Annotated in this window: 2 protein-coding genes; both read right to left on the bottom strand. The window is 63.1% G+C overall.

Going from position 1 to position 14,095, the window contains the following annotated elements; all coding sequences use genetic code 11:
* Positions 1-748 precede the first annotated feature (748 nt).
* Positions 749-1,711 carry an alpha/beta hydrolase gene (locus tag VNV36_RS10735; protein ID WP_325717739.1) on the bottom strand — a complete coding sequence of 321 codons (963 nt, stop codon included), beginning with the start codon at positions 1,709-1,711 and terminating at the stop codon, positions 749-751.
* Between the two features lie 66 nt (positions 1,712-1,777).
* Positions 1,778-14,092: a non-ribosomal peptide synthase/polyketide synthase gene (locus tag VNV36_RS10730; RefSeq protein WP_325717738.1), complete on the bottom strand. Its 12,315-nt coding sequence runs from the start codon at positions 14,090-14,092 to the stop codon at positions 1,778-1,780.
* Between the last annotated feature and the right edge of the window lie 3 nt (positions 14,093-14,095).

Raw genomic sequence — 14,095 nt, 5'->3', positions numbered from 1 at the left:
ACCAAAAAGGCTTTGCCCCGGCGTACGGCCCGCTCGCTGGGGCTCGGGGTACCTTCGTTACGGGACCGATCCGGGCGCAGCGGCTCCGGTTGGCTTCGCTGCACCTACACTCGCTGTGTACGACTGCGTCGTACGGTCGCTGCGCTCCCACCCCCGGATCGGTCCCGTAACGAAGCCTGCCGAAGGGGCAAAAGATCAAAAGCAAAAGCCAAAGCAGAAGCCAGATCAAAAGATCGCAGCCTTCGGCGGCTCCTACAGTTGGATCGCGTGAATTCGATAGGAATTGGTTGCCTTGCATATCGCCATCGCGAGCAGGCTCGCTCCTACAATTGGATTGAATACATCAGCGAGAAACAGGTCGGCTGTCAGGGCGCCTTCGCGAGCAGGCTCGCTCCCAAAAAAAGCAGAATCAAAAGATCGCAGCCTTCGGCAGCTCCTACACAATGAGCGTTAGCTCGCGTGCTTTTGATCTTGATCCACGGGCGACGTCGGAAGGCTGAGTGGAGGGATTGATCCGGGGGTGGGAGCGCAGCGACCGTACGACGCAGTCGTACACAGCGAGTGTAGGTGCAGCGAAGCAAACCGGAGCCGCTGCGCCAGGATCGATCCCGCAGCGAAGGAACCCGAGCCTGCGAGGGCCGAACGCAGGAGCAAGCGTTTTTTTGCTTACTTTTTTTAGGCGTTTGTAAAAAAAGTGAGTCGCCGTAAGGGCGAAACCGCCAGCAGCAACACCAAAAAAAACGGATATTCACCCAATCCAAAAAGCCCGCGCAAGCGCCCCACCAACCCGCGAATAAACATCCAGAACCCCAGGCACCACCGCCCCCAACCGCAACAAATCATGGGTCAACCCGGCACAAACCTCGACCTCGACCCCCACCCCCTGCCCGCGCAGCTTGTCGACATAGGCCTGCCCCTCATCCAGCAACGGATCAAACCCGGCCAATACCACAATGGCCGGCGCAACCCCGCGCACATCCTCCGCCAGCAACGGCGAAAAGCGCCAGTCGAGATAATCCTCCGGCCCACGCGCGTAGTGCTGATAAAACCAGTCCAGCGTCTCGTTCTCCAGCAAATACCCCTCACCAAACAACAGCCGCGAATCATGCACCCGCGAAGCATCGGTCACCGGATAACACAACAACTGCGCCTTCGGCGCGATGGCCACCGTGTGCGGCTGCAGCACCGCCTGAATCGCCAGCACCGTTGCCAGCGTGGCGCCCGCGCTATCCCCGCCGAACGCGACTCGCGAACAATCCAGCCCCAGACTCGCCGCATTTTCGGCCAGCCACGACAAAGCGTCCTCGCCATCCTCCAGCGCCGTGGGAAAACGCTGCTCCGGCGCCAGCCGATAGCCGACCGAGAGCACCGCACAAGGCGTGCGCTGGCAAAACTCGCGGCAGACACCGTCGTGGGAATCCAGACTGCCAACGACAAATCCGCCGCCATGGAAATACACCAACACCGGCAGCGGCGATTCAACACCGGCAGGCCGATACAAACGCAACGCCAGCGCCGCGCCGTCCCGGGCCAGTGTTTCAATCTCGGTGACTTCAAGATCCTGCGGCGCTGGCCAGCGCAGTTGCGCGGTGGTCTGCTCGAATGTGGCGCGGGCCTCGCTCGGGCTCAGCTGGTGCATGGCCGGCAGGCCGGCGTCCTGGCTGTCTTGAGCCAAGTCCAGAAAAGCTTCCAGATCAGGGTGTAACGACATCGATAAGATCCTTTATCCGCAATAACCGGGCGCGCCTCGGCAGCGCCCGCACAAAAAACCGAGCGATCAACCCACCCGGGCCATGCAATGCTCGATCAACGCTTCAAGCTCTCGCTGGTAATCGCTCATCAGCGCATCCATGGTGCCGGCCCGGTAGCGCTGGCTGCTGTAAATGCAGCGCAAGGCCAGTTGACCGTCATAGACCTGACCGACGATTTCCAGCCAGTTGCCCAGGTTCGCCTTGAGGCTGTAGTTGTCGCCGGTTTCTTCCAGCGCCGGCACCAGCAACGCCTGTTCATCGAAGCTCTGGTCGAACTGCCCGAGATAGTTGAACGTCACCCGCGCCTGCGGCAACCCGGCCAGTTGCGCCGAGATCTGCGGGCCGGCCAGATGACGCAGCACGCCGTAGCCGATGCCCTTTTGCGGTACGGCCGCCAACTGCGCCTGCACATCGAGAATCGACTGACCAATGTCCTCGCTGTGCGGACGCAGACGCACCGGGAACATGCTGGTGAACCAGCCGAGGCTGCGGCTCAGGTCGATCGATTCGAAGAGGTCTTCGCGACCGTGCCCTTCGAGCAGGATCAGCGCTGACGGTTGCTGGCTCCAGCGGCACAGCGCGCGGCTGAGCGCCGACAACAGCAGGTCGTTGATCTGCGTGCCGTACACCGCCGGGGCCTGTTTGAGCAGTTGCTCAGTGTGCTCGCGAGACAGCTTGAGCCGTGCCTGCGCCTGTTGCCGCACGAGGTTCTTGCCGCGCGGGTTGTCGCACGGCAGGTCGACGCCCGGTTGATCCAGTTGCCCCAGCCAATAGCTCAGCTCCTGCTCGGCAATCACCGGCGCCTGCACCTGCAAGGCTTCGGCAAACGAGCGGTAACTGCTGGTGCGAATCGGCAGCTGCGGTGCCAGCCCCTGCACGCAAGCCTCATAAGCGACTTTCAGATCGTCGAGCAGAATCCGCCACGACACGGTGTCGACCACCAGGTGATGAATCACCACCAGCAAGCGCGCCTGGCCGTCCGGCAAGGCCACATGCATGACCCGCCAGACCGGGCCGTCATCGAGCGTGAGGCTGCGCTGCGCGAGGTTGGCCAGGGCCTCGACCTCGTCGCTGTTTTGCGCTTCACGGCGCCACAGCACTGCACCGTCTGACGCGCTGCTGCTGTAGCGCTGCAGCCAGCGCCCGCCGTCATTGGAGAAGCGCAGGCGCAGCGAATCGTGATGTTGCTCGATCAAGGCCAGTGCCTGTTCCAGTGCATCCAGATCCAGCGGCTGACGCGCACTGAGCAGCAACGACTGGTTGTAGTGGTGCGCCTCGGCCATGCCTTCGGCGAAGAACCACTCCTGGATCGGCAGCAGATTGAACGCGCCCTCTGCTGCCACTTGAGTCAGGTCCGGCAGCAAATGACCAGCGCCCTCCTTCGCCACTTGCTGCTCGACGATGCCGGCGATGGTCTGATATCGCATCAGGTCGCGCAGCTTCAGCTCCATTTGCAGCGTCGGGTGGTTTCTCACCCGTGAAATCACTTGCAGGCTGAGGATCGAGTCGCCGCCCAGTTCAAAGAAGTTATCGCTGATACCCACCTGCTCGACCTGCAGCACTTGCGCCCAGATTTCCGCCAGCAGGCTTTCCTGCTCAGTGCGCGGGGCAAGATATTCGTCGCTTTTGAACTCCGGTTCCGGCAGTGCCTTGCGGTCGAGTTTGCCGTTGGGCGTGACCGGGAACGCGCTGAGGCAGACGATCTGCGCCGGCACCATGTATTCCGGCAGCGAGGCGCGCAGCCCGGCCTTGAGTTCATCGCCGATGTCTGCACCGCTGGCGGTGACCACGTAGCCAATCAGTTGTTTGCCGGAAACATTGTCGCGAGCGATGACCAGCGCGTCAGTGACCGTCGGCAACTGACGCAGGCTGGCCTCGACTTCGCCCAGTTCGATGCGGAAGCCGCGCACCTTGACCTGATGGTCGATGCGCCCGACGTAATCGACGACGCCATCGGGGCGGCGGCGCACCAGATCGCCGCTGCGGTACAGGCGTTCGCCGGGGGCAAACGGGTTGGGCACGAAGCGCTCGGCGGTCAGATCGGGGCGCCCGTAGTAACCGCGAGCGATACCGTAACCGCCGATGTACAACTCACCGGCAAAACCTGGCGGCAGCGGGTTCAGATCGTCGTCGAGCACGTACAGCGAACGCGCACCGACGGCGCGACCGATCGGCGCGTACGCCGCTTCGCAGTGCTGGCTGATGGCGACTTTCCAGAGCATCGGCGTGACCACGGTTTCGGTCGGGCCATAACCGTTGGTGAAGTATTGCGGACGCAACGCTGCTTTCACCTGTTCGAAAGTCTGCTCCGGCACCGCATCGCCACCGAAGCAGTAGATGCGCACCGCTGGCGGCGCGATGCCGCTGGCTGCCGCGTACTCGGCCAGTTGCTTGAGGTAGGCCGGCGGGAAGCAGGCGATGGTCACACCGTAATCGTGCAGGGCCTGATAAGTCTGCTCCGGCGTCCACAGGCAACCGTCGCGGATCACCAGACGTCCGCCGCTGTACAACGTACTCAGCCAGCGTTCGTGGGCACCGTCGAAGGCGAACGACATGAAGTGCAATTCGCAACTGCTGGCATCCATTTCGTACAGCTCGGCGATCGCCTGGCAGTGCATGCTCAGCGGGCCTTGGGTGACGGCCACGCCTTTCGGCCGTCCGGTGGAACCGGAGGTGTAAACCAGATAGGCCAGACTCTGCTCGTGAACATGGCAGATCGGGGCAGCATCGCTGTAGAGACTGCGATCGAGCTGATCGATTTCCAGACGCAGCACGCCTTGCGGCGCCGGCAATGTCGTGCGCAGGCTGGTTTGCGTCAGCAGCAGGGCCATGCGCGAATCTTCGATCATGTACGCCAGACGCTCCGGCGGATAATCGATGTCCAGCGGCACGTACGCGGCACCGCTCTTGAGCACGGCGAGGAAGCTCACCAGCATTTCCAGCGAACGCGGCAACGCCACGCCGATCACCACTTCCGGCCCGGCACCGTGGGCGATCAGGCACTGCGCCAAACGATTGGCCTGCCGCTCGAGTTCGGCGTAGCTCAGGCTCTCGCCGGCGCATTGCACAGCGATCGCGTCGGGTTGCCGGTGCGCGTGGCGGCTGATCAGCTCCGGTAACAGTTGCGGCGCGTGACGGTGCGCCGGCTCGGCACTCCAGGCCTGCGCCGCGTGCCATTGTTCGGCGGACAACCGCTGCAGATTGCCCAGCCGTTCATACGGCGCGGCCATCATCGCCGCAAGGGTGTTTTCCAGGGTCAGGCGAATGCCTTGCACCGCTTCGGCGCTGAAGTGGCTGCGCAGGTACAGGTACTCGATCGACAACTCGTCGCCGAGCATCACCGCCAGGTCCATCGGCACGTTGGTCACGCCGTGGCCGATGGATTTGCCGAAGGTCAGCTCGGTGTCGGTTTCTTCCTGCAAGCGCTCGTCGATCGGGAAGTTTTCGAACACCACGATGCTGTCGAACAGCGCCTGACCGCCGAGGTTCGACCAGCGCTGCACATCCGCCAGCGGTGCCTGAGAGTAATCGCGGATGTCGAGGTTGTAGGCCTGCACTTCGCCCAGCCAGTCGGCCAGGCGCTGATCGGCCTGCGGGGTCTGAATGATCGGCAAGGTGTTGATGAACAGGCCGAGCATGTTGCCGACGTTCGGCAGACTTTCCGGACGCCCCGATACGGTGGCGCCGAAGGTCACCGTCTGCTGCCCGGTATAACGCTGCAACAGCAGCAGCCACGCACCCTGAATCAGCGTGTTGGGGGTGATGCGCAAGTCGCGGCAGAACTCCAGCAGACGCGCCGTTTGCGCCTTGTCCCAGTTCGAATAGAGCGCATCGTGACCGGTAACATCGGCGCTGTGGCGCGGATGCATCGCCTGGCTCAGCGCGGTCGGTTCGTTGACCACCGCCAGACGCGCCCTCCAGAACAGCTCTTGCGCGTCCTGATCCTGTGCCTGCAACCAGGCAATGAAGTCGCGATAGCGGCCGTTTTCGCCAGTCACCTGGCCCGTGGAGTAATACTGCAAGACCTCGCCGAACAGCCGCGAACTGCTCCAGCCGTCCATCAGAATGTGGTGGCTGGTCCAGATCATCTGGTACTGCTCGTCGCCCAGGCGCAGCAAAGTCACCCGCTGCAAACGCGCCTCGGACAAATCGAAACCCAGCGCACGGTCGGCGCTGGCGAACTCGGCAATCGCCGCTTCGCTGCAGTCCTGCTCACGCCAATCGAGCACCTGCATCTGCAACGGCGCATGGCGATGCACGACCTGCAACGGCTTGGCCAGCCCGTCCTGCCAATGGAAACTGGTGCGCAGGATCGCCTGACGGACGATGACGAATTCCCAGGCCTGGCGGAAGCGCTCCACGTCGAGGCCGTTGATTGGCAGGCTGACCTGTTGCACGTAAAGGCTGCTGCCGTTATCCGACAGCGTATGGAAGAGCATGCCTTCCTGCATCGGCGACAGCGGATACACGTCTTCGATCAATTCGGCCGGCACCGGCAATGCATCGAGCTGCGCCTGATCCAGTTGCGCCAACGGATAGTCGACAGCGCTGGCGGATTGCGCGTCTTCAAGCGAAACCACCGCTGCCAGTTTTTGTACGGTCTGCTGCTGGAACAGGTCTTTGGGCGTGAAGCAAATGCCCTGCTGGCGCGCGCGGCTGACCAACTGAATCGAGATGATCGAATCACCGCCGAGGGCGAAGAAGTTATCGGTCACCCCGACCCGCTCAAGCTTGAGAATGTCCTGCCAGACCTCGGCCAGTTGCTGTTCCAGCGGCGTCGACGGTGCCACGTAATCGCGTTGCGACTGGCTGGCGTCCGGCGTCGGCAAGGCCTTGCGATCGAGTTTGCCGTTGGGCGTCAGCGGCAACTGCTCGAGGAACAGCCACTGCGCCGGCACCATGTATTGCGGTAATTCAGCCTTGAGCGCGGCTTGCAGCCCGGCACTCAGCTCATCCAGTTGCGCGAGGCTCTGATCGGCTGCGACCGGCACCACATAGGCCACCAATTGCTGACCGCCAACGCCGTCCACCGCCAGCACCACGCTTTCGCGCACGCTGGTTTGGGCCAGCAGACGCGCTTCGATTTCGCCCAGTTCGATGCGGAAGCCGCGCACCTTGACCTGATGATCGATACGCCCGACGTATTCGATACGGCCGTCATCCAGGAAACGCGTCAGGTCGCCCGTGCGGTACATACGCTCGCCGTTGTTGGACTGCGGGTTGGGCACGAAGCGTTCGGCGGTCAGGCCCGGGCGCAACAGGTAGCCGCGGGTGATGCCGTCGCCGGCCAGATACAGTTCCGCTGCGACGCCCAGCGGCGCTGCCTGCAACTGTTCGTCGAGCAGGTAGGCAGTGGTGTTGCGCAGTGGCCGACCGATATTGGCCTGGCCAGCGGCTTCGCGACGGGTCCAGGTCGAATACGTGGTGTCTTCGGAAGGCCCGTACAGATCGTAGACGTGGGCCACCGAGGTCTCGCGGTACAGCGTGTCGACCAGCGCCTGCTTGAGCGGCTCGCCGGCCAGATTGATGATGCGCACACCAGGCGGGATCTGATCGATGCGGTGCAATGCGGCAATCGCCGACGGCACGGTGTTGATCAGGCGTACCTGATCGCGCTCGGGCAAGTCCGGCAGCTCCAGGGCGTTGCGCGCCATGACGATGGATCCGCCACGCGCGAGGGTGACGAAAATCTCCCACACCGACAGGTCGAAGCACACCGACGTCGAGGCCAGCACGCCTTGCAGGTCGTCTTCGCTGTAGACCTCGGCGGACCAGTGAATCAGCGCTTGCACGTTGCGGTGAGCAATGGCCACGCCTTTCGGTTTGCCGGTGGAGCCGGAGGTGTAGATCACGTAAGCCAGATTGCTCGAATCGGCGCGCGCCGGCAGGTTATCCGGCACCTGCGCGGCGAACGCCTCACCGCCAGCCTCGACCAGCACCAGCTGTGCTTCGGTGGCCGGCAGTTGCGCCAGCAACCCTTGCTGGGTCAGCAGGACTTTCGCCTGGCTGTCGTCGAGCATATAGGCCACGCGGTCGGCCGGGTAATCCGGGTCCAGCGGCACGTAGATGCCACCGGCCTTGAGCACCGCCATCAGGGCGATCACCAGTTCCGCCGAACGCGGCAGCGCCACGCCGACGCGCACTTCGGCCGTAACACCAAGCGTCAACAAATGTCGGGCCAATTGGTTTGCACGCCGATTCAGTTCGCCGTAGCTCAGGGCCACGCCGGCATGACTCATCGCCAGTGCCTGCGGATGCGCCGCCACCCGTGCTTCAAAGCTCTGCGAGATCAGGCGCTCGGCCGCATAAGCCGCATGATTGTCGTTCCACTGCGCGAGGATTTGCCGCTCGGCGAACGGCAGCAGACCGATCTCACCGAGTGCCCGCTGCGGCGCTTCGATAAATTGCTCCAGCACCTCGCGCAGATGCGCTGCCAGACCCAGCACACTGCGCTCGGCAAAGTGCTCGGTGAGGTAGTTGAAGTCGAGGTTGAGCACGTCGCTGGCGCCAGCGATCAGGGTCAGAGCGTAGTTGGTCTGCTCGCGATGCTCCAGGCCGGAGAAACGCAGCCCGCCCGGATTGGCCTGCAGCGCTTCGGAGACCGGGTAGTTCTCGAACACCAGCAAGGTGTCGAACAGCGCTTCGCCGCTCAACGCGGCCAGACGCTGAATATCCTGCAACGGCGTCTGTTCGTAGTCGCGCAGCAGCAGGTTCTTGCCCTGCACGCTGCGCACCCAGTCACCGACACTGAGGGCGGCTTGCGGGCTGGCGATCACCGGCAAGGTGTTGATGAACAAGCCCAGTTGTTCCTCGATGCCCGGCAGATCCACCGGACGCCCCGACACGGTGGCACCAAACGCCACGCTGGCCTGACCGGTGTAGCGCTGCAGAACCAGCAGCCACGCGGCTTGCACCAGACTGTTGAGGGTCACCTGTTGTTGTCGGGAGAAGTTGTTCAGACGCTGGGTAAAGGCTGCATCGAAATGCAAACGATGCATCTGTTTGCCCGGCCCCGGCACGGTGCGCCCGTGGCAGGCCGACGCCAGTCGGGTCGGTTCGTCGAGCTCGGCCAGTTGCCCGCGCCAGAAGTCCTGCGCGGCAGACTTGTCCTGGCCTTGCAGCCAGACCAGAAAATCCCGATAGCGACCCTGCGCGCTCGGCACCGGCTGACCGGCGTAATCCTGCAACACCTCGCCGAACATCCGCGAGTTGCTCCAGCCATCCATGAGGATGTGGTGGCAAGTGAAAATCAGGCGATGGCGATCGTCGGCAGTGCGCAGCAGGCAGAGGCGCAACAGCGGTGGATTCTGCAGATCGAAGCCGCGTTCACGGTCGGCCTGCGCCCGCGCTTCGAGCACCGCCGGCAGATCGGCGGCATCGCGCACATCGATTTCCGGCATTTCCAGGCTCAGCTGACGATTGATCACCTGCAACGGCGCGTCGAGGCCATCACGGCCCCAGATGAATCCGGCGCGCAGCACTTCATGGCGATCGACCACGCGCTGCCAGGCTTGCTGGAACCGCGCGACGTCGAGGCCGTCGATGTCCAGCAGCATCTGATAGACATAGGCGCTGGCGTACGCGTCGTACAGGCTGTGAAACAGAATGCCCTGCTGCATCGGCGCCAGCGGATAGATGTCCTCGATGCGCTGGGCGGCGATCGGCAGGCTGTCCAGATGCGCCTGGGACAAACCGGCCAGCGGCACATCGGACGGCGTGAGGCCGCCGGAATGACTGAGGCAGTGGTCGATCAACTCACTCAGCGCCACTTCGTAAGCACGGGCCAGAGCGGTGATGGTTGCCTCTTCAAAGACATCGCTGCTGTAGGTCCAGGTCAGGCTCAACTGGCCCTGATAAACCCGGCCATCGATGGTCAGCCAGTTGGCCATCGGTGCGTTTGCGTCCTGACCGGCGCCCTTGTCCTCGGTGGCCGGCCGCCACAATGCGTCTTCGTCGAAGTTGTTGTCGAACTGGCCGAGGTAGTTGAACGTCACCTGCGGTTGCGCCAGTTCATGCAGCGCCGCTTGTGCGTCGGGCGTGCCGAGATAACGCAGCAAACCATAGCCGATGCCCTTGTTCGGGATCGCGCGCAGTTGCTCCTTGATGCCTTTGATCGAGGTTTCCAGACTCGCATTGGGCGTCAGGCGCACCGGGAACATGCTGGTGAACCAGCCTACGGTGCGGCTCAGGTCGATGTCATCGAAGAGGTCTTCGCGGCCATGGCCTTCAAGCTGCACCAGCGCACTGTCACTGGCGGTCCACTCACACAAGACGCGGGCCAGCGCGGTCAGCAGCAGGTCGTTGACCTGGGTGCGATAGACCGCCGGGGCCTGTTGCAGCAACTGGCGGGTGCGTTCGGTGTCCAGACGCGTGTCGACGCTGCGTTCGAAGCGGTTGTTCAACTGGCCCTGCGGATTGTCCAAGGGCAAACCGACCGGGGCGTCGCGCAACTGCTCGCGCCAGTAGGCCAGTTCACTGTCCAGCGCCGCGCTGCGGGCATGGGCTTGCAGGCGCGAACCCCAATCCTTGTAGGCGCTGGTCTTCGCCGGCAGGCGCACGCTCTGCCCGCTGCTGATCTGCTGATAGGCACTTTGCAGATCCTCCAGCAGAATGCGCCACGACACGCCATCGACCACCAAGTGATGAATCACCAGCAGCAAGCGCTGACTGGCGTCCGGTAAATCGACCAGCGCCGCGCGGATCAGCGGGCCGTTTTGCAGATCGAGGCTGCGTTGCAGGTCCAGGCACAGCGCTGGCAATGCCGCGCTGTCGTCCAGGGTAAAGGTGCGCAACAAGTCCAGAGGCTGATCCGCCGCACCATGGCTTTGCTGCCAACCCTGCTCGGTCTGGCGATAACGCAGACGCAAGGCGTCATGCTGTTTTTGCACCTGCGCCAAGGCCTGTGCCAGCGCAGCAGCTTGCAGAGTTTTCGTCGGGCTCAGCAGGATCGACTGGTTCCAGTGATGCCGCGTCGGGATGTCACTGTGGAAAAAATACTGCTGGATCGGCGTCAGCGGCGCTTCGCCGAGCACCGCACCCTGCTCCGTTTGCACGGCGTCGCTCTGTTGCGCGACGGTCGCCAGACGCTGCACGGTCTGGTGCTGGAAAATGTCCTTGGGCGTGAAGCGAATGCCAGCCTGCCGGGCGCGGCTGACCACCTGAATCGAGATGATCGAATCACCGCCCAGCTCGAAGAAATTATCGTGAAGGCCGACCCGTTCGACCTTGAGCACGTCCTGCCAGATTTCGGCCAGACGCTGTTCCAGTTCACTGCTCGGCGCCGCGTACGCCTCTTGCACTTGCGCAACGTCCGGCTGCGGCAGTTGCTTGCGATCGAGCTTGCCGTTGGCGGTCAGTGGCAGCCGTTCGAGGAACGCCCAACTGACCGGGACCATGTAATCCGGCAGGGTTTCGCGCAGGTGCGCCTTGATCGAATCGCGCAGAGCACCCTGCTCGTGCGCATTCAAGGTCTCGACGGGCACGACCCAGGTCGCCAGTTGCTGGCCGCTGAGGCCGTCCACCGCCAGCACCACCGCTTCGCGCACCTGCGGGTGCTTGAGCAGTTGCGCTTCGATTTCGCCGAGCTCGATGCGGAACCCGCGGATCTTCACCTGATGGTCAATGCGACCGATGTACTCGATCACCCCGTCGCCGCGCAGCCGTGCGAGGTCGCCGGTGCGGTAAAGACGCTGGCCGGCCTTGCGGTTGAACGGATCGGGCACGAAGCGGGTGGCGGTCATACCCGACTGATTAAGATAACCACGAGCCAGACCGGCGCCGGCGATGTACAACTCGCCGATGCAACCTTGCGGCACCAGGTTGAGCGAGCTGTCGAGCAAGTACCACGACAGGTCGACAATCGGCGCGCCGATCGGGCTGCTAAGGCTGCTGTGCAGATCGGCCAACGACAACGGCCGGTAGGTCACGTGCACGGTGGTTTCGGTGATGCCGTACATGTTGATCAGCCTCGGTGCGCAATCACCGAAACGCTCGAACCACGGACGCATGCTTTGCACTTCCAGCGCTTCACCGCCGAACACCACGTAACGCAGGGCGTTGCTGCGGGTCGACTCACAGGCCACCTGCATCAAAGGCTTGAACGCCGATGGCGTCTGGTTCAACACCGTGACGTTTTCATCGCACAGCAGGGTGTAGAAATCGTCCGGCGAACGACTGACGTCGTGGGGCACGACCACCAGTTTGCCGCCGTACAACAGCGCGCCGAAAATCTCCCACACCGAAAAGTCGAAGGCGTAGGAATGGAACAGCGTCCAGCAGTCCTGCGGGCCGAAATCGAACCAGTGCCCGGTGGCGCTGAACAGGCGCATGACATTGCTGTGCGGCAACAAGGCGCCCTTGGGTTTGCCGGTGGAACCGGAGGTGTAGATGACGTAGGCCAGATTGTCCGGCGTGGTCAGACACGGCGGATTGCTTTCGATAGTGTGTTGGGGCGCTTGATCCAGATCGAGGCACACCAGCCCCGGCGGAATCGGCAATCGCCCGAGCAAGTGGCCCTGGATCAACAGCAACTGAATACCGCTGTCGTCGATCATGTAGCGCAAGCGGTCATCCGGGTAGCCCGGGTCCAGCGGCACGTAGGCACCGCCGGCCTTCAACACCGCGAGAATAGCGACGATCATCTCCAGCGAACGCTCGACCGCAACGCCGACCCGCACGTCCGGGCCGACGCCCTGCTCGATCAGCGTATGCGCCCACTGATTGGCGCGGCGATTGAGCTCGGCGTAGCTCAGGCGCTGTCCGGCGCAGGTCACCGCCACGGCATCTGGATGCCGAGCGGCCTGAGCCTCGATGGCTTGCTGGATGCACTGCGTCAGCGGCTGCTCGACCGACACTGGATTCCACTGGTCCAACAGTTGTTGCTGCTGATCGACATCGAGCATCGGCAACTGGCCAATGCGCTGGGTCGGCTCGGCGACGATCGCCTGCAACAGCGCAGTCCAGTGTTGCGCGAGGCGCTCGATAGTCGCCGCGTCGAACAGGTCGGTGGCGTACTTGAGCACCGCTTCGATGCCGTGGGCCTGTTCGGTGGTGTTGAGGGTCAGGTCGAACTGCGCGGTCTGGCTCTGCCATTCCAGCGGCGCAATGTTCAGGCCGTTCAGGCGTGTCGCGACGCTCGCGCGGCGCTCGGCCTGGTGGTTGAACATGACCTGGAACAGCGGACTGTGACTGAGGCTGCGGCCTGGTTCCAGCGCTTCGACCAGTTGCTCGAAGGGCAAGTCCTGATGCGCCTGCGCCTCCTGCGCGGTCTGTTTGACCTGACGCAGCAGCTCGACAAATGGCAACTCGGCGTCGACATCCGCCTTGAGCACCTGGGTGTTGACGAAGAAGCCGATCAACCGCTCGATTTCCACCCGGCCACGGTTGGCCACCGGCACACCGACACGAATGTCGTTCTGACCGCTGTAACGGTGCAACAGCGCCTGGAACGAGGCCAGCAGCAACACGAACAGGGTGACGTTTTCCTGCCGGGCAAAGGCCTTGAGGGCATCGCTAAGCGCCGGGTCGAGAATCAGGTTATGGCTGGCGCCGGCGAAGCTTTGATCGACCGCTCGCGGACGATCCAGCGGCAGCTCCAGTACCGGTTGTTCGCCGCCGAGTTTTGCCTGCCAGTAGGACAGTTGTCGCTCCTGCTCACCAGCCTCCATCCATTGGCGCTGCCACAAGGCGTAGTCGGCGTATTGAATCGGCAATGCCGGCAGACCGGCATCGTGACCGAGGTTGAAACCGGCGTAGAGCTGCACCAGTTCCTCGATCATCACTTGCAGCGACCAGCCATCGGAAACGATGTGGTGCAGGGTCAGCACCAGCACATGCTCAGCGGGGTTGACCTGTAGCAACGCGGCACGCAGCAACGGGCCGTGCTGCAGGTCGAAAGTCTTCTGGCTCTGGGTCTGCACGAAGGCCTGGATCGAAGGTTCCGGGTCGTTCGCCGGCGCAGTGCCCAGCTGATGAATCTCGAGAGCAAAAGGTCCTGCGGGCAGGACCACTTGCAAGGGTTGTGCACTGTCTTGAGTGAATACGGTGCGCAAGGTTTCGTGGCGTTCGATCAGCGCCTCGATGCTGCGTTCCAGTGCCGGCACATCCAGCGGTCCCAGCAAGCGCAGGGCCGTCGGAATGTTGTAGGCGGCGCTGTGCGGTGCCCACTGCCAGAGGAACCACTGGCGCTGCTGAGCGTAGGACAGCAGCAACGGCTCTTCAGCCGTGCGCTTGAAAACCGGGGCAATGTCAAAGAGGTTGACGCCTTTCTGCTTGAGCAGAACCGCCAGAGCCTTTCTTTGCTTAGCCGAAAGTTGTCCTACCGACTCGATTAACTCTTGCACGCG

Origin of the sequence: Pseudomonas sp., from assembly GCF_035554175.1 — a bacterium.
GTDB lineage: Bacteria > Pseudomonadota > Gammaproteobacteria > Pseudomonadales > Pseudomonadaceae > Aquipseudomonas.
Note: the sequence above shows the minus strand (reverse complement) of the source record. Positions and strands in the feature narration are given on the sequence as shown.